General features: G+C 76.3%; 15 protein-coding genes. 5 read left to right on the top strand and 10 right to left on the bottom strand.

The features are described 5' to 3' along the window. The first annotated feature begins 118 nt into the window (after positions 1-118). Together JOD57_RS23690 and JOD57_RS23685 are read left to right on the top strand one after the other, a co-directional pair. Positions 119-1,765: a glycoside hydrolase family 13 protein gene (locus JOD57_RS23690; RefSeq protein ID WP_204694264.1), complete on the top strand. Its 1,647-nt coding sequence runs from the start codon at positions 119-121 to the stop codon at positions 1,763-1,765. Positions 1,766-1,893: 128 nt separating this feature from the next. Then, positions 1,894-2,277, top strand: coding sequence for a YchJ family protein (locus tag JOD57_RS23685; protein WP_204694263.1), 384 nt, complete (start codon positions 1,894-1,896; stop codon positions 2,275-2,277). Here JOD57_RS23685 and JOD57_RS23680 read toward each other — a convergent pair. The 3 genes from JOD57_RS23680 to JOD57_RS23670 are packed head-to-tail and all read right to left on the bottom strand — an operon-like array spanning position 2,253 to position 5,245. Next, a complete protein-coding gene (locus JOD57_RS23680; protein WP_204694262.1) occupies positions 2,253-2,927 on the bottom strand; it encodes a dienelactone hydrolase family protein in 675 nt (224 codons plus the stop codon). The two genes, JOD57_RS23685 and JOD57_RS23680, sit on opposite strands and share 25 nt — an antisense overlap. A 9-nt stretch (positions 2,928-2,936) precedes the next feature. Then, positions 2,937-3,605, bottom strand: coding sequence for a response regulator (locus JOD57_RS23675; RefSeq protein WP_204694261.1), 669 nt, complete (start codon positions 3,603-3,605; stop codon positions 2,937-2,939). After that, positions 3,602-5,245, bottom strand: a complete 1,644-nt coding sequence (locus tag JOD57_RS23670) for a sensor histidine kinase (protein WP_204694260.1) — start codon at positions 5,243-5,245, stop codon at positions 3,602-3,604. Before JOD57_RS23670 ends, JOD57_RS23675 begins: the two co-directional genes overlap by 4 nt. Before the next feature lie 165 nt (positions 5,246-5,410). Here JOD57_RS23670 and JOD57_RS23665 point away from each other — a divergent pair, with 165 nt between their 5' ends. After that, positions 5,411-6,826 (top strand): cation:dicarboxylate symporter family transporter, encoded by a 1,416-nt coding sequence (locus JOD57_RS23665; RefSeq protein ID WP_204694259.1) that lies wholly within the window; start codon positions 5,411-5,413, stop codon positions 6,824-6,826. Positions 6,827-6,929: 103 nt separating this feature from the next. Then, the gene (locus JOD57_RS23660) at positions 6,930-8,162 is read left to right on the top strand and encodes a lycopene cyclase family protein (RefSeq protein ID WP_204694258.1); all 1,233 of its coding nucleotides are present in this window, start codon (positions 6,930-6,932) and stop codon (positions 8,160-8,162) included. A 103-nt stretch (positions 8,163-8,265) separates the two neighbouring features. On the opposite strand, the gene JOD57_RS23655 is transcribed toward JOD57_RS23660, so the two are convergent. From JOD57_RS23655 to JOD57_RS23625, 7 genes are all read right to left on the bottom strand, one after another. Continuing rightward, positions 8,266-8,748 carry a hypothetical protein gene (locus tag JOD57_RS23655; RefSeq protein ID WP_204694257.1) on the bottom strand — a complete coding sequence of 161 codons (483 nt, stop codon included), beginning with the start codon at positions 8,746-8,748 and terminating at the stop codon, positions 8,266-8,268. Between the two features lie 76 nt (positions 8,749-8,824). Then, positions 8,825-9,316: a universal stress protein gene (locus JOD57_RS23650; protein ID WP_204694256.1), complete on the bottom strand. Its 492-nt coding sequence runs from the start codon at positions 9,314-9,316 to the stop codon at positions 8,825-8,827. 99 nt (positions 9,317-9,415) lie between these two features. Then, positions 9,416-10,270 carry a nitroreductase family protein gene (locus JOD57_RS23645; protein ID WP_204694255.1) on the bottom strand — a complete coding sequence of 285 codons (855 nt, stop codon included), beginning with the start codon at positions 10,268-10,270 and terminating at the stop codon, positions 9,416-9,418. A gap of 149 nt (positions 10,271-10,419) precedes the next feature. Then, positions 10,420-11,631, bottom strand: coding sequence for a low temperature requirement protein A (locus JOD57_RS23640; RefSeq protein WP_204694254.1), 1,212 nt, complete (start codon positions 11,629-11,631; stop codon positions 10,420-10,422). An 87-nt stretch (positions 11,632-11,718) separates the two neighbouring features. After that, the gene (locus JOD57_RS23635; RefSeq protein WP_239568761.1) at positions 11,719-13,446 is read right to left on the bottom strand and encodes a potassium channel family protein; all 1,728 of its coding nucleotides are present in this window, start codon (positions 13,444-13,446) and stop codon (positions 11,719-11,721) included. A gap of 53 nt (positions 13,447-13,499) precedes the next feature. Then, the gene (locus tag JOD57_RS23630) at positions 13,500-13,886 is read right to left on the bottom strand and encodes a DUF6394 family protein (RefSeq protein WP_204694252.1); all 387 of its coding nucleotides are present in this window, start codon (positions 13,884-13,886) and stop codon (positions 13,500-13,502) included. 142 nt (positions 13,887-14,028) lie between these two features. Next, a complete protein-coding gene (locus JOD57_RS23625) occupies positions 14,029-15,852 on the bottom strand; it encodes a flavin-containing monooxygenase (RefSeq protein ID WP_204694251.1) in 1,824 nt (607 codons plus the stop codon). A 118-nt stretch (positions 15,853-15,970) separates the two neighbouring features. On the opposite strand from JOD57_RS23625, the gene JOD57_RS23620 reads away from it, so the two are divergent. Further along, the gene (locus tag JOD57_RS23620; RefSeq protein WP_204694250.1) at positions 15,971-17,161 is read left to right on the top strand and encodes a GAF domain-containing protein; all 1,191 of its coding nucleotides are present in this window, start codon (positions 15,971-15,973) and stop codon (positions 17,159-17,161) included. Positions 17,162-17,251 lie beyond the last annotated feature (90 nt).

Here is a 17,251-nt window from a genome sequence, read left to right as displayed (position 1 = left end):
CGGCAGGACGGAACGGGAGCGGCACGGCGGCCCTCGTGCGGAGTTGCCAACCAGCGGGGTCCGGGTTCGTGCACTCCCGCCCGGCAGCTTCCTGCCGCCCGGTGCCGATCAGAGGGGCATGTCCGCTCGACTCGTCGCTGCCGGCGCCGCTGCCGGCCGGCAGCAGGTTGCCTGGCCCTCGTCCCCGGCTCAGGCGGCCGAGGACCCGTGGTGGCGCTCGGCCGTCGTCTACCAGGTCTACCTGCGCTCCTTCGCCGACGGCAACGGCGACGGCATCGGTGACCTGGCCGGGCTGCGGTCCCGCCTGCCCTACCTCGCCTGGCTGGGCGTCGACGCGCTGTGGATCAACCCGCACTACCCCTCGGGCGGCGCCGACGGCGGCTACGACGTCGTCGACTACCGCGCGGTGGACCCCGAGTACGGCGACGTGTCCGACGTCGAGGCGCTGGTGGCCGACGCCCGGCAGCTGGGCCTGCGGGTCGTGCTCGACGTCGTCCCCAACCACACCTCCGACCGGCACCCGTGGTTCCAGGCGGCGCTCGCCGACCCCGACGGCCCCGAGGCGTCGCGCTACCACTTCGCCCCGCCGTCGGAGGAGCCGCCGAACAACTGGCGCTCGCTGTTCGGCGGCCCGGCCTGGTCGCGCACCCCCGACGGCCGGTGGTACCTGCACCTGTTCGCCCCCGAGCAGCCCGACCTCAACTGGCGCGACCCCGTCGTCGCCGAGGACTTCGAGCGGACCCTGCGCTTCTGGCTCGACCGGGGCGTCAGCGGCTTCCGCGTCGACGTCGCCTACGGGCTGTACAAGGACGCCGGCCTGCGCGACAACCCGGGCAGCTACTCCCCCACCCTGTTCGGCCACGGTCCCGAGCAGGCCATGACCTGGAACCAGCCCGAGGTGCACGACGTGTGGCGCCGCTGGCGGTCGGTCTGCGACGAGTACCCCGGCACCATGCTGGTCGGCGAGGTCTGCCTGGCCGACCTCGACGAGGTGGCCCTCTATTCCCGGCCCGACGAGCTGCACCAGTCGCTGTCGTTCCGGCTGCTGAAGTCCCCCTGGTCGACGCCGGCCTTCGCCGAGGCCATCGGCAGCGCCCTCGACGCCTTCGGCCGCGTGGGCGCGCCGGTGTCGTGGGTGCTGGGCAACCACGACAAGGACCGCATGGTGAGCCGCTTCGGCGGCGGCGAGACCGGCCTGGCCCGCGCCCGCGCGGCCGCGCTGCTGCTGCTGTCGCTGCCGGGCTCGGCCTACGTCTACGCCGGCGACGAGCTCGGCCTGCCGCAGGCCGACGTCCCCGCCGAGGCCAGGCGCGACCCGATCTTCCTCCGCAGCAACGGCGAGCGCGCCGGCCGCGACGGCTGCCGCGTGCCGATGCCGTGGAACGCCTCGGCCGGGGTGGGCTTCTCCCCCGCCGGCGCGGCCGGGCCCTGGCTGCCGGTGCCGCCGTCCTGGCGCCAGCACGCGGTGTCGAGGCAGACGCGCAACTCCGGCTCGGTCCTGCACCTGTACCGGCAGGCCCTCGCCGTCCGCGCCGAGCACCCGGCGCTGGGCACCGGCGAGGCGACGGTGAGCACCCGCGGCGACGTCCTCACCGTCCGCTGCACCGGCGGCGGGCGGACGGTGCGCTGCGTGGTCAACATGGGCACCGACACCGCGCTGGTCCGCTCCCGCGGCGAGGTGCTGCTGACCTCCGGCCCGGGCGTGCACGCCCCGGGCCGCTCGGTGGCCCTGCCGCCGGACACCGCCGTCTGGCTCGCCGACTGATCGAAGGACCCTCCTACCCCCCACCACTCGCACGCTCGCGGCGGGCCCCTGCAGGAGGGCCACCCGTCCTCCTCCTACCCCTCGCACGCTCGCGGCGGGCCCCTGGACGGGGCCCGGAGACTGGCGGCGTGGCCCCCCGACGCTGTCCCTGCGGCACAGGTCTGACCTACGCGGAGTGCTGCGGCCGGCTGCACGACGGGACGGCGGCCGCCGCCACCGCCGAGCAGCTGGTGCGCTCGCGGTACAGCGCCTTCGCCGTCGGCGACGCCGCCCACCTCGAGGCGACGTGGGACCCGGCCACGCGCCCCCGGTGGGTGGCGGTGGACCCGGCGGTGCGCTGGACCGGGCTGGAGGTGCTGGCCACCACCGGCGGGCGGGTGTTCGACGCCGAGGGCACGGTCACGTTCCGCGCGCACTCCCGCGTCGGCGGGGTCGAGCACGTGCAGGACGAGCGCAGCCGGTTCCGCCGGGTGGACGGCCGCTGGGTCTACGTGGACGGCGACCCCGCCTGACCGGTCGGCCGCTGCGCCGGCAGCCACCGGGACAGCCAGCCTGTCGTGAGGTCGACGACCTGCTCCAGGGCGCCCGGCTCGGGGAACAGGTGGGTCGCGCCCGGCACGACCGCGACCTCCCACCGCCCCGCCAGTCGGGCGGCGGCCGCGCGGTTGAGCGCGAGCACCTGCTCGTCGGCGCCGCCCACGACCAGCAGGGTCGGCGCGCGCACCCGGTCAAGCGCGTCGGCGGCGAGGTCGGGCCGGCCCCCGCGGGACACGACCGCCCGCACCCGCTCGGGCCGGTCGGCCGCGGTGACCAGGGCGGCGGCCGCCCCGGTGCTCGCGCCGAAGACCGCCAGCGGCAGGCCGGCGGCGGCGGACAGCCAGTCGGCCGCCGCGGTCAGCCGGCCGGCGAGCAGCCCGACGTCGAAGCGCAGCTCCCGGGTGCGGTCGTCGACCTCCTCCTCGGCGGCCGTGAGCAGGTCGAGCAGCAGGGTGCCGAAGCCCGCCCCCTGCAGCGCGTCGGCGACCCGGCGGTTGCGCGGGCTCTGCCGGCTGCTGCCGCTGCCGTGGGCGAAGAGCACCACCCCGCGGGCCGCCGCCGGCACGGCGAGGTCCCCGGGGAGGACGGCCCCGGGGACGGGCACTGCGACTGGTGCGGGGTCCATGCCGCCTCCTCAGCGCCAGCGGTACTCCAGCTCCGGGCGGCCCGCGCCGCCGTAGCGGGGCAGGCGGTCGACCAGCCCGGCCTCGGCGAGGTACTCCAGGTAGCGGCGGGCGGTGATCCGCGAGGCGCCGATGAGCTCCGCGGTCTCCGCCGCCGACACCCCCGCCCCCTGCCGGACGGCGGCGACCACGGCGTCCAGCGTCTCCCGGCCCATGCCCTTGGGCAGCGGCGCCGAGCGGACCGGGCGGACGGTGCCCAGCACCCGGTCGATCTCGGCCTGGCCGGCGGCGTCCCCGCCGGCGGTCAGCTGCGCGCGGTACTCGGCGTAGGCCATCAGCCGGTCCCGCAGCGCGGGGTAGGTGAACGGCTTGAGCAGGTAGCCGACGACCCCGTGCACCGCGGCGGCCCGCACGGTGGCCAGCTCCCGCGCCGAGGTGACGGCGAGGACGTCGACGTCGGCGCCCACCGCGCGGATCCGCCGGCACAGGTCCAGGCCGGAGGCGTCGGGCAGGTGCAGGTCGAGCAGGACCAGGTCGACCGCCGTCCGGGTCAGCGCGGCGAGGGCCGCCGCGCCCGTGCGGGCGACGCCGACCGTGGTGAACCCGTCGGTGCGGTCGACGTAGGCGCGGTGGGCCTCGGCGGCGACCGGCTCGTCCTCGACGACGAGCACGGTGATCACGGGGTCACCTGCTCGGGCACCCGCGCCGGCGTCCGCAGCGGCAGCGACACCCGGAACTCCGCGCCCGGGCCCGGCCGCACCGACACCGTGCCCCCGTGCCGGCGGACCACCTGCTCGACCAGCGCCAGGCCGAGCCCGCGGCCCAGTCCGGCCGGGGCGCCGTCCGGGTGGGTCTTGGTCGACCAGCCGCGCCGGAACGCCAGCCGGGCCTCCTCCTCGGTCAGCCCGGGACCGCTGTCCTCCACGCGGACCTCCAGCCGGTCGCCGTCCTCCCAGACGCCGACCTGCACCTCCCGCGGCGGCTCGCCGGAGAGCGCGGCGTCGATGGCGTTGTCGAGCAGGTTGCCGACGACGGTGACCAGGTCACCGCCCGGGATGCCGGTGACGCCGACCGCCGTGCCGGGGTCGACGTCGAGGTGGACCCCGCGCTCGGCGGCGGTGGCGGCCTTGCCGAGCAGCAGCGCGGCGAGCACCGGCTCCTCGACCGCGCCCACCACCCGGTCGGTGAGCTGCTGCGCCGAGGCCAGCTGCGCGGTGGCGAACTCCACCGCCTCCCGGCTGCGGCCGAGCTCCACCAGCGACACGGTGGCGTGCAGCCGGTTGGCCGCCTCGTGCGCCTGGGCGCGCAGCGACTCGGCGAAGGCGCGGACGCTGTCGCGCTCCCCGGTGAGCGCCTGCAGCTCGGTGTGGTCGCGCAGGGTGACCACCGAGCCGGCGTCCCGGCCGGAGGCGCGCGTGGGTGAGCGGTTGACCAGCAGCACCCGGGTGTCGGTCAGGTGCACCTCGTCGACGCCGCGCTGCGGGCGGGCCAGCGCCTGCGCCAGCTCGGGCGGCAGGCCCAGCTCGTCGACCCGGCGTCCGGCGGGGTCGCCGTCGAGGTCGAGCAGCCGCCGCGCCTCGTCGTTGGCCAGCCGCACCCGCTGCTCGCCGTCCAGGAGCAGCAGTCCCTCGCGGACGGCGTGCAGCACCGCCTCGTGGTGCTCGAGCATCGCGGCCATCGTCGTCGCGTCGAGGCCGCCGGTCTGGCGGCGCAGCCGGCGGCTGACCGCCCAGCTGCCCAGCGCGCCGACCGCCAGCGTCACCGCCGCGGTGCCGAGGATGCCCGGCACGGCGGTCGCCAGGTCGGCGCCGACGACGTCGACGGTGAGGCCGGCCGACACCAGCGCCACCACGCCGCCGTCGGCGTCCAGGACCGGGCCGGTGGTGCGCACCGAGGGGCCCAGCGTGCCGGTGTAGGTCTCGGTGAAGGTCCGCCCGGCCAGCGCGGGGGCGATCGTGCCGACGAAGGGCCGGCCGATCTGCGCCGGGTCCGGGTGGGTGAAGCGCGTGCGGTCCGGCGCCATCACGGTGATGAACGACAGCCCGGTGTCGGCGCGCACCTGCTCGACGAAGGCCTGCAGGACCGCGGTCGGGTCGCCGGCGGTGACGGCGTCGACCACCAGCGGCGAGTCGGCCAGGCTCTCGACCACGGCGGTCGTCCGCTGTTCCGCGGCGCGCTGCACGGCCGCGCGTGCGTCGAGGTAGGCGACCACCGTCGCCGTCGCCACCACGGCGAGCAGGACCAGCGCCTGCAGCCACAGCAGCTGCCGGGCCAGGCTCGTCCCCGTGCGGGCCCGCGTCCGGCGGGAGAGGATCGGCACGCTCCGCAGTGTCCCCGCCCGGCGGCCCGACACGGAGGCCGTGGTCGCCGGGGTCCACCTCGTGAACGCAATGAACGCATGCGTGACGCCCGTCACGGCGTCCGGCCCACTGGGAGCGACCACCCGCCCGACCCGGGCGCCGTCCTCGACTCACCAGGAGCACTCATGGCAGCTGGCACCGCGGCCGGCAAGCGTGACCGTACGCACTGGCTCTACATCGCCGTCATCGCCGCCGTCGTCCTCGGCATCGCGGTCGGCTTCGCGTTCCCCGAGTTCGCCGTCTCGCTCAAGTGGCTCGGCACCGCGTTCGTCGGGCTGATCAAGATGCTCATCGCGCCGGTGATCTTCTGCACCATCGTGCTGGGCATCGGCGCCATCCGGCAGGCGGCCAAGGTCGGCCGCATCGGCGGTCTGGCGCTCGGCTACTTCGTGCTCATGTCGACCGTCGCCCTGGCGATCGGCCTGGTCGTCGGCAACATCCTGCACCCCGGTGACGGGCTGCAGCTGTCCGACGAGCTGCGCGGCGCGGGCGCCGAGCTGGCCGGCACGGCCGAGGAGTCCGGCGGCACCACCGACTTCATCCTCGGCCTGATCCCGACCACGCTGGTGTCGGCGCTGACCGAGGGCTCGGTGCTGCAGGCGCTGCTGGTCGCCCTGCTCACCGGCTTCGCGATCCAGGCCATGGGCCGCGCCGGCGAGCCGCTCCTGCGCGGCATCGGGCACTTCCAGAAGCTGGTCTTCCGCATCCTCGCGATGGTCATGTGGGTCGCCCCGATCGGCGCCTTCGGTGCCATCGCCGCGGTCGTCGGCGAGACCGGGATCGACGCGCTGAAGAGCCTGGCGATCATCATGCTGGGCTTCTACGCGACCTGCGCGGTGTTCGTCTTCGTCATCCTCGGCCTGATCCTGCGGCTGGTCGCCAAGATCAACGTCTTCTCGCTGCTGAAGTACCTGGGCCGCGAGTTCCTGCTGATCGTCTCCACCTCGTCGTCGGAGACCGCCCTGCCGCGCCTGATCGCCAAGATGGAGCACGCCGGTGTCAGCGCGCCGGTCGCGGGCATCGTCGTCCCGACGGGCTACTCGTTCAACCTCGACGGCACCGCCATCTACCTGACGATGGCCTCGCTGTTCATCGCCGAGGCGCTGGGCGACCCGCTGACGGTCGGCGAGCAGATCGGGCTGCTGGTCTTCATGATCATCGCGTCGAAGGGCGCCGCCGGCGTCACTGGTGCGGGCCTGGCCACGCTGGCCGGCGGCCTGTCCGCGCACCGTCCGGACCTGCTCGACGGGGTCGGCCTGATCGTCGGCATCGACCGGTTCATGTCCGAGGCGCGCGCGGTGACCAACTTCGCCGGCAACGCGATCGCCACGGTCCTGATCGCCACGTGGACCAAGGAGCTCGACCGCGAGCAGCTGTCCGCGGCGCTGTCGGGCGACTCCCCGTTCGACGAGGCGACCATGATCGACGACCACGACGGCCCGTCCGACGACGAGCTGCCGGCCGACGCGACCAACGCCGGTCCGGGCGAGCGCGACGCCGGCGACGCGCTGCGCAAGGCGGCGGCGGGCTCCACCCGCTGACGTCCTCGGCCCCGGTGCCCGCCGTCCCCTCCCCGGGGCGGCGGGCACCGTCGTGTCCGGGGCCGGTGGTGCGGCTCCCGGGCGGGTGTGGTCGGCTGCCGCGGTGCCTCCCCTCGATGTCGTCGTCGCGGGGGCCGGGCCCGCGGGGCTGTCGGCCGCGGCCGCCTGCGCCGCCGCCGGGCTGCGCACCGCCGTCGTCGCCGCGTCGCTGTCGCCCTGGCCGGCCACCTACTGCCTGTGGGCCGACGAGCTCGACGGGGCCGCGCCCGGGCTCGGGCTGGACCCGGCCGCCGTCGCGGCGGCGTACTCCCCCACCGTGGTGCGCACCGCCGCGGGCGGCGAGCGGCGGCTGGCGCGGCGGTACGCGCGGCTGCGCAACGGCGTCGTCCACACTGCCCTGCTCGGCCGGCTGCGGGCGTCCGGCGGGGAGGTCGTGCCCGGCCGGGTGACGGGGCTGCGCGCCGAGGGCGGGCGCGAGGTCGCCGTCCTCGCCGACGGGCGCGAGCTGGCCGCCCGCCTGGTCCTCGACGCGCGCGGCGGCGGCCCCGGCACCGCCCAGCAGCGGGCCTGGGGCGAGGTGGTGGCCGGCCCGGTCGAGGACCTGGTCCCGCCCGGCGGGGCGCTGCTCATGGACTGGGCGGCGCTGACCGACCCGGCCGCGCCGCCGGCGTTCCTCTACGGCCTCCCGCTCGACGACGGGACCGTCCTGCTGGAGGCGACCTCGCTGGCCGCCCGTCCACCGGTGCCACTGGCCGACCTGCGTGCCCGGCTGACCGCCCTGCTCGGCGCGCACGGCCTGCGGCCCGCCGGCGGGCCCGAGCGGGTGGCCATCCCGCTCGACGCCCCGCCCCGGGCCGGCGGCGCCGGCACGCCGGTGGGCGCGGCGGCCGGGCTGGTGCACCCGGCCACCGGCTACAGCGTCGCCTCCTCGCTGCGGCTGGGCCCGCGGGTCGCCGCGGCGCTCGCCGACGGCGGCGTCCCGGCCGCGCGGCGGGCCGTGCGGGCCGCCCGCCCCCGGACGACGGCCGGGCTGCTCGGGCTGGGCCTGGAGGTGCTGCTGCCGCTGGACACCGGGGCCACCGACGCGTTCTTCGCCGCCTTCTTCACGCTCCCCGAGCGGACCTGGGCGGCCTACCTCGACGTCGGCTCCTCCCCCGCCGCCGTGGCCGCGGCGATGGCCCGCACCTTCACCGCCCTGCCGCCGGCCCAGCGCGCACACCTCCTGCGGACGGCGGCCCGGCTCGGCGGCACGCGCGCCGCGGCGCTGCTCGGCCGGCCGCGGGCCGCCCCACCCCCGGACGATCACGGAGCTGGAACCGCGACACGCCGTCGGTGACCGGCGTAACCCCGTCACGACGCCATGATCGTCGCCAGCAGGGGGTCAGCCGGTCCGCCCGGGAGCACGCTCCCCGGGCAGCGGCCGCCGCGCGCCGGTCACCTCAGGAGTGGTCACCGCGGCGCGTCAGCCGGTGCAGCCACGGGTGCCGCCGCTCCGTCGGCGCCGCGTGGGCCGGACCTGCGTGTGCCGGGGCCGCGTGCGCCGGGGCCTCGCGTGCCGGGGCCTCGTGTGCCGGGGCCTCACGCGGGGCCTCGTGTGCCGGGGCCTCGTGTGCCGGGCCCGCTCCGGTGGGCGCGACCTCCGGTGGCCGGGCCGCCGCGGCGGTCCCGGACACGGTCCCCGCCCCGGAGGTGCCCTTCGTCGCCCCGGCGGCCGTCGAGCCGGTGGCGCGCGGGCGGGGTGCGCGCGCGTGCGTCCGCTCCGCGACCCGGGCGCGGCTGAGCTGGTGCTGGACGCCGAGCGGGTCGCAGCGGTGCCCGCGGGCGGCGACGTCGTGCTGCGCCTCCCACTGCGCCATGAGCTTCTCCCCGGGCGTCATCTCCCACGCGCCCTCCCGCGCCCCGCGGGACTCCGACGGGTCCATGTCCCTCTCCCCTCGACCGGCCCGGGCACGGCCCGGGCGTCCTCGGTACCGACGGCGGCCGCACGGACCGCCTCGTTCAGGCGCGCACCCGCTCCGCCCAGCCCGGCCGCAGCGCGGTGCCCGCGCGGACGACGGTCACCGGGCAGTGCGCCGCCCGCAGCACCGACGTGCCGACCGACCCCGGCAGCCGCCCGCGCGCCCCACCCCGGCCCCGCGCGCCCACGACCAGCAGGTCCGCGCCGGACGAGGCGGCGACGAGCGCGTCGACCGGGGCGCAGTGCTCGGCGCGGCGCTCGACCGGGAGCTCCTCGGGCAGGCCGGCCGCGGCGATGTCGTCGGCCAGCGCCGCCAGCACCGCCCGCTCGTACTCCCAGATTGGCGGCACGTAGCCCGGCTCCCAGCAGTCCGGTCGCGGCGCCGTCGGGATGCTCCACGCCCGCACCACGGTCAGCGGCAGGCCACCGCGCGCGGCCAGGCCGCCGGCCCAGGCCAGCGCCGCCCGGGCGCACGCCGAGCCGTCCACCCCCACGACGACGCCACCCTGCGGCGTCCGCGGCGTCGGGTCCACGGCGCACCTCCTCGCCGGTCCACGCGGCCGGGTGACCTCATCCCACCCGGGGAGCCGCCCGTGCGGAAGGGTCCGAGGTCCCCGCTGCGGCCCGCGCCGTCACCCGGCGAAGGCGAGGACCTCGGCCACGGGGCGCCGGTTGGTCGACGGGGCACGGCGCCGGCCGGGTGGCCCAGCCGCAGCAGCACCTGCGGGTGCCCGCCGAGCGCGAGGCGGGAGCGCAGCTGCGCCCGCGTCGCCGGCCAGTCCAGCGCCTGGGTGAGCGGGGAGGCCGCCAGCCCGGCGGCCGTGGCCTCCAGCAGCACCCGGCCCAGCGGCCGGGCGCGAGCCGACGACGAAGTCGCGGACCAGCCAGTTCGACGGCCGGGTCGCCGGGTCCTCGCCCGGCACCGCCGCGACCGGGACCCCGTCGACGGCCGCGGGGTCGGTGCGCACCCACCGCTCCAGCTCGGCGAGGTACTCCGGCTGGCCCTGCTCGATCTCCTCGGCGCGGGACAGCAGGGACACCGTCGCCACCTCCTCGTTGACCCCGCTGATCGGCCGCAGCCACACGCGGAAGGCCCCGGCGGTCGCCTGCAACCGGTCGACGAGCTCGTCGGGCACGGCCCGCGGCAGGAACGGCGCCCGCTCGGTGTGCCGGGCGGTGATGGCCTGCCCGAGCACCCGGTCCTCCTCGTCCGGCTCGTACCCGCCGGTGACGATGACGGTGGCCAGCAGGTCGGGATCGCCGGCCTCGGGCAGCACCTCGACGTCCGTGGCGCACCCGGCCGCGGTCAGCGCGACGACGGCGGACTCCGCGGCCACCCCGCAGCTGAGGACCCGCTGCCGGCCGCTGGGGTCGAGGGTGGCCAGCGCGCGGAAGGGGTCGGTCCGCACCTGCAGCCGGTCCCCGTCCGCCCGGAAGAGCCAGGGCTGGGTGTTGTGGATCGACGGCGCCCGCGTCGCCGCCTCCACGACCCGGGTCCACTCCTGCTGCTCCGTGCCGTCCTCCCGTCGTCCGTCCGGCCAGGCTCACCCGCGCCGGCGCAGCCTCCCCAGGGCCGGAGGTCCCTGCCGCCGGAGCGTCGCCGGCGGTCCGCCGCCGTGCGGTGGGCCGAGCAGGCTCAGACCTCCTCGGTCGCCAGCTCGCCCGCCGACCGCTGCAGCGAGCCGGCCACCACGACGACGACGACCAGCGCGGCCAGGGCGCCGACCACGACGACGGCCGGCAGCTCCAGCAGCACGTCGAGCAGCGCGACCGCCGCGGCCAGCACCGGCCACCACCAGCCGTGGCGGGAGTCCGTCATGGCCGAGGCCGTGACGCTCGCCGAGACCAGGAAGACCGCCACCCCGCCGGCCAGCAGCAGCCGGGTCCCCGCCGGGACCTCCCCGGCCGCGGCCTCGACGACGGCGAGCTCCACCCCGGCGCCGACGGTGGCCAGCCCGAGTGCCAGTGGCAGGTGCCCGAAGACGTAGACGTCGTGGGAGTGCGCGCTGTTGGACTCCCCCGCCTCGCCGAGCAGCCGCTTGGCCCGCGCGCCGGCGAGGTCGAAGTAGCTCCACCAGAGGGCCGCCGCGAGGACGAACGCCAGCACCGCCACCGGCAGCGCCGCCCCGGACCACTCGGCGTCGTAGAGCCCGTGCGCCACCCCGGCGACCGGCTCGCCGAGGACGAGGATGGTGAACAGCGCGAACCGCTCGGGCAGGTGCTCGACGTGCAGCGGGACGTCGGCCGAGGACCGCGTGGCCAGCAGCGGCACCAGCGCCTCGACCAGGATCGCGGCCGCCCACAGCGCGAACCCGACCGGCCGCGGCACCGCCAGCGACACCGCCCACAGCACCGCGCCCGCGGCCGCGCCGGCCAGGTACAGCCGGGTGAGCGGCCGGGCCTCGACGACGTGCCGGTACGCGCGGTGGTACTGCAGCACCAGCATGAGGCGCAGCAGGAGGTGACAGGCCACGAAGACGGCGAAGCGCTTCCCCGTCGCCTCCGACGCCGACGCCGCCAGCCCGACGACGGCGGCCATGCTGCCCAGCTTGTAGAGCCGGTAGACGACGTCGTCGTGGTCGAAGCGGTTGGCGTAGAGCGTCGAGCTGATCCACGACCACCAGACCGTGGCGAACAGCCCGGCGAAGACGAGGTAGCCGTGCCAGGTCACGTCCTCGCGCAGCGCGATCGCCAGCTCCGCCACGACCAGCACGAAGGCCAGGTCGAAGAACAGCTCCAGGCGCGAGGCGGAGCGGCCGCCGTCGGTCCGCAGCTCCGGCGCCCGGACCGCGTCCCCCCTGCCGGGGAGGACGTCCATCACCCGTCGGGCGAGCCCTCGGTCAGCCACGTGTCTCCCCCATCGCCGGGCACCTCCGTACCGGGCCCGCCCCTACCCGCCGCCGCGGCGGTCCACGCGGCGACGCGCCGCGGGGGCTCACGGTGCGGAGGTCGGCTCCACCACCGGCGTCGAGTGCGACAGCCGCCGCCAGATCCAGCTGGTCGGCACCTGGCGGCCGGTGACCAGGTACTCGGCGACACCGTCGACCAGCAGCGTCGTCTCCAGTGCGCGGCGCATGCCGGCCCGCCCGGCGCACAGCAGCTGGTCGTCGGGCTCGAGCACCAGGTCGTCACCGGGGGCGAGCAGGGTCTCCTCGCCGCGCAGCACCAGCAGGGGCACCACCGCCAGGGGCTCGTCCCGGCGCGCCGGGCTGCGCAGCAGGTCGCCGAGCGCCAGCCGGCCGGTGGCCAGCCACGGCCGCAGCGCCGGTGCCTCGGTGTCGGTAAGCCGCACCTTCCACAGCGCCTCGAGGTGCCGACCGCAGGCGTCGACCAGCCGGTCGACGACGCCGGCCGACCACGCGTCGGTCTGCTGCGGCAGCTCGCGGAGCAGGCGCCACAGCAGCGGCGTGCTGAGCCGGGCGTAGGCGTCGTGGGCGACGACCTGGGTGGGGACGAGCAGCGCGTCGGGCTCCATGGCCGCGAACAGCGCCGCGTTGGTCGGCTGGTTCTGCCGGGCGGCGACGAACAGCTCCCGGTTGGCGCGCCGCGCCTCGGCGACCAGCGAGAGGTTGGTCGTGTCGTTGTCGGTGCCGGCGACCAGGCCCACCGCGGTCGTGAGGTCGGCCCGCCGGATGACCTCGGGCTCCGACGCGTCGCCGAGCACCGTGGCCTCGTCGTCCTGCGGGTCGACCGTGGTCACCTCCAGGCCCTCGGCGCTCAGGTCGGCGGCGAACTGCCGGCCGAACCGGCCGTAGCCGCACACCACCCACCGGCCGGGGGCCGGGGCGTCGGCCCGCGGCGGCAGCTCGGCCCCGGGGCCGCTCTCCAGCCAGGTGGTCAGCTGGTAGGACGACGGGGCGCGCAGGGCCAGCCGCAGGTGGTCCCCGAACCGGTCGAAGGGGTTGATGACCGTCGGGTTCCCGAAGCGGCGCATCCGCTCGGCCACCACCGACGAGGTCGTGCGGGTGACCACGGTCAGGTCGGGGCGCAGCAGCGCGGCCGCCATCGAGACCGCCAGGTTGGCCTCGTCGTCGTTGGTGAGCGCCAGCACGCCCTCGCAGTACGGGTGCCCCAGACCGGCGACACCGAGCACGTGCGCGTCGCGCGCGTCGCCGACCAGGCCGGGGACGTCGGCGTGGGAGGTGTTGAGCTCGAGGGCGTCGATGCGGGCGTCGGCGATGTCGACGACGGTGAACCGGCGGCCCAGCGTGTCGAAGGCGCGCCCCAGGGTCTCACCGGTCTCCCCGTAGCCGGCGATGAGCAGGAAGGGCTCGCGCAGCGCCGTCACCTTGCGCGAGACGTGCCGCAGCGCCAGCGCCTGCCGGAACGCCCGGTCCTGCAGCAGCGCGAGCAGGGCACCGATCGCGTAGGCCCAGCCGATGACGGTCAGGTAGATGGCGCCGGTGACCCACATCCGCTGGGCGTAGGTGAAGGCGTTGGGGATCTCGCCGAAGCCGATCGTCGTCGCCGTGTAGCTCATGACGTAGAAGGCGTCGAAGACGCTCATCCGCGCCGGCTGCCCGTTCGCGTCCTGCCCGGGGACCAGCGACAACCCGAGCACGCTGATCGCGAAGATCACGATGAGCGTGATGAGCGGGGCGCGCATGCGCCGCAGGACCACGAAGACCGTGGCCGACCCCTCCGCGCGTGGCACGACCGGCATCCGCCGCCGTCCGCGCCGGCCGGGCGCCCTCCCGCTGGCGGCACTGGCCATCGTCAGTGCCGCTGGAAGGAGACGGTCTCCACGACCAGCAGGACGATGGAGACGAGGTTGGCCAGCAGCGCGCCCCCTGACAGCGAGACCATGCTGGCCGTCGCGCCGGTGGTCAGTCCGTCGCTGGAGATGTACTGGGCCCAGGCCCAGGTGAGCGAGGCCGCGATCAGCTGCAGGTCGGCCACCAGGCTGGTGGCCAGGTGGACGGCGCCGATCTGCGTCCGGTCGCCGAACTTGAGCACCGTGGCGATCAGGTTGACCACGACGGCGGCGAACAGCTCGTAGACGTTGTGCAGCTCGGGGTCGGAGATGTCGCCGAGGAAGAAGCCGAAGTTCAACGTGGCGGCGAGCACCACGAAGAACCCGAAGACCACCTTCTCGAGGTTCATGCCGGACGACTCACCCCCGATCCGCGGCCCCCTGGTCGGCCCGACCCTAGCGGCGGGACGCCGACCTCACCGGTCGAGCGGCGGGCGGACACCGGCGCCGGGGAGCACGAGGCGTCCCCGGCGCCGGGCGGTCACCGGCGGCTCAGCGCAGGTGGTGCACCTCCTGCAGGCCGTACACCGGCGTCGGGGTGCCGGCCTGCCGCGCCTTGAGCTGCAGCGCCAGGTAGAGCGAGTAGTGCCGCGACTGGTGCAGGTTGCCGCCGTGGAACCACAGCGCCTCCTGCTGGGTCGGCTTCCACATGTTGCGCTGCTCGCCCTCCCACGGGCCGGGGTCCTTGGTGGTGTCCGAGCCCAGGCCCCACACCTTGCCCACGCGGTCGGCGACCTCCTGGCTGATCAGGTCGGCCGCCCACCCGTTCATCGACCCGTAGCCGGTGGCGTAGACGACGAGGTCGGCCGGCAGCTCGGTGCCGTCGTCCAGGACGACGGCGTCCTCGGTGAGGTGGTCGACCTGCCCGTGCACCAGCCGGACGTCGCCATTGGCGACCAGGTCGGCGGCGCCCACGTCGATGTAGTAGCCCGACCCGCGGCGCAGGTACTTCATGAACAGCCCCGACCCGTCGTCGCCCCAGTCGAGCCAGAAGCCGGCCTTCTCGAGCCGGTCGTAGAAGTCGGCGTCGCGCTCCCTCATCTGCTCGTACAGCGGGACCTGGAACTCGTGCATGACCCTGTACGGGATCGAGGCGAAGGTGAGGTCGGCCTTCTCCGTGGTGACGCCGCCGGCGACCGCCTCCTCGGAGTAGAGGGCGCCCAGGCCGATGTCCATGAGGCTGTCGCTCCTCACGATGTGCGTGGAGGAGCGCTGCACCATCGTCACGTCGGCGCCGTGCTCCCACAGCGCGCCGCAGATGTCGAAGGCGGAGTTGTTGCTGCCGACGACGACGACCTTCCTGCCGGCGTACTCGTCGGGTCCCGGGTGCGCCGACGAGTGGTGCTGCTCGCCGCGGAACACGTCCTGGCCGGGGATCTCGGGCACGTTCGGCTTGCCGCTCATCCCGGTGGCCATCACCAGGTGCTCCGGGCGCAGGGTCAGCGGCTCGCCGTCGCGGACGACCTCGACGGTCCACTCCCCGTCCTCCGGCGAGTAGGAGGCGCTGCGCACCTCGGTGCTGCCCCAGTACGGGATCTCCATGACCCGCACGTAGGACTCGAGCCAGTCGCCGATCTTGTCCTTGGGCGCGAACACCGGCCAGTTGTCCGGGAACGGCAGGTAGGGCAGGTGGTCGTACCAGACCGGGTCGTGCAGGCACAGCGACTTGTAGCGGCTGCGCCACTGGTCGCCGGGGCGGGCGTGCTTGTCGACGACGAGCGCCGGCACGTCGAGCTGGCGCAGCCGGGCGCCCAGCGCGACGCCGCCCTGCCCGCCGCCGACGACGAGCACGAACGGCTGCGTGGTGCGGCCGAGCTCGGCGTCCTCACGCGCCCGGCGCTCGGCCCAAGTCAGCCGCTCGCGGTTCACCCCGTGCTCGGCGCCCTTCGGGCGGGCCGGGCCGCGCGGCTCCTCGTGGCCCTTCAGCTCGTACAGCGTGGTGAGCAGCGTCCACGCCCGCGGCTGCCCGTCCTCCTCGACCAGCCGCACCAGGCCCTTGCCGCGGCCGACCGCCGTCTCGAAGGTGAACCAGGCGGTGGTCACGCCGTCGGCCTCCTCGGGCTCCTCGCCGACGGTGAAGCCCGACGGGTCGGTGCGGTCGAGGGTGGCGGTGAGCAGGTCGGTGACACCGGCCCGGTCCTCGACCGTGGTGATGTTCCAGCTGAACGCGATCAGGTCGCGCCAGAAGCTGGTGCGCGCGAACAGGCCGGCCGCCCGGTCGACGTCGCGGGCGCGCAGCGCGTCCTCGAGACCGGTGAACCAGTCCCGGGCCCGCTGGGCGGCGCCGTGCGGTGGTGCGTCGAGGGTCTGCGTCATGGAGGGCTCCTCGCCGTCGTCCCTGACACGCGGTGGTGCGCGTGGTGTGATGGGGAGCACAGCACAGCGCACCTCCCCCGCGGGCGGGAGCGTTGCAGCGGATTGCACGGAGGTGCTGGTGGCCGGCTGGTCGGCGGTCTCACCCGGGACGGACCTCTCCCGGCACGCCCGTGTCCTCACCCGGGTGCACGACGCCGTCATCGGCGGCAGCCCCCCGCCGGTCGCGCCGCGCCGGGTGGTGCAGCGCTCGTGGTCGCGGGTGCTCGGCATGGGCCTGGACCCCGGCCGCCCCAACGCCCGCGACCCGCTGCCGCTGGACGCCGTCGAGGCCCGGCGCCGGCGCTCGGCGCTGTCGCTGGTCGTCGACGAGCTGCGCCAGGTGCTGGTCAGCGTCGCCGACGCCTCGCACTTCCTCGTGGTGGTCACCGACGCCGACGGCGTCGTCCTGTGGCGGGAGGGGGCAGCGGCCACCCGGCTGCGCGCCGACCGGCTCGGCTTCGCCGAGGGCGCGACGTGGACCGAGGCGGCCGTGGGCACCAACGCCATCGGGACGGCGCTGGCCGAGGCCGCGCCGGTGCAGCTGTTCTCCGCCGAGCACTTCGAGCAGGCCCAGCACCCCTGGTACTGCTCGGCCGCGCCGATCCACTCCCCGGTGACCGGCGAGCTGCTCGGGGTCGTCGACGTCAGCGGGCCGGCGCTGACCCTGCACCCGGCCATCGGGGCGCTGGTGGAGACGTCGGTGCGGCTGGCCGAGTCGCGGCTGGCGCGACGGCACGAGCAGCGGCTGGAGCGGCTGCGCCGCAGCGCCGACCCCGTGCTGGCCGGCGTCCGGGGACCCTCGCTGCTCCTCGACGACGACGGCTGGGTGGCCTCCGCCTCGGGCGTCTGCGCGCCCGCGCGGCTGGCCGCGCCCCGGCCCGACCGGGTGATGGCCGTCGCCGGGCTGGGGCTGTGCACGCCGGAGCGGCTGGCCGAGGGCTGGCTGGTCCGCCCGCACGGCCCGCGCGCGCCGCTGACCGCGGAGCTGGACCTCGCCGGCTCCCCCGTCCTGCGGGTCTCCGCCGGCGGGCAGCCGTGGTCGGCCGCGCTGACCCGGCGGCAGGCTCAGGTGCTGGTCCTGGTCTCCGCCGCGGGCCGGGCCGGGCTGTCGGCCGGCGCACTGAGCCGCGGGCTGTTCGGCGACGAGCAGCACGTCGTCTCCGCCCGCGCCGAGGTGTCCCGGCTGCGCCGGGTGGTCGGCGACCTGGTCGGGACCGCCCCCTACCGGCTGGCCGACGGGGTCGCCCTGACGGTGCTGCGACCGGACTGACCGCTCCGGCGGCGTGGGGCTCTCCCGACGCAGGCGAGCACCGGCGGTCCCGGAGCAGGACCGGGTGGGGGAGGTGGCCCTGTCGCCGTC

Source organism: Geodermatophilus bullaregiensis, assembly GCF_016907675.1.
Lineage (GTDB): Bacteria > Actinomycetota > Actinomycetes > Mycobacteriales > Geodermatophilaceae > Geodermatophilus > Geodermatophilus bullaregiensis.
The sequence above is the reverse complement of the archived record's forward strand: the minus strand, read 5'-3'. Positions and strand labels throughout refer to the sequence as shown.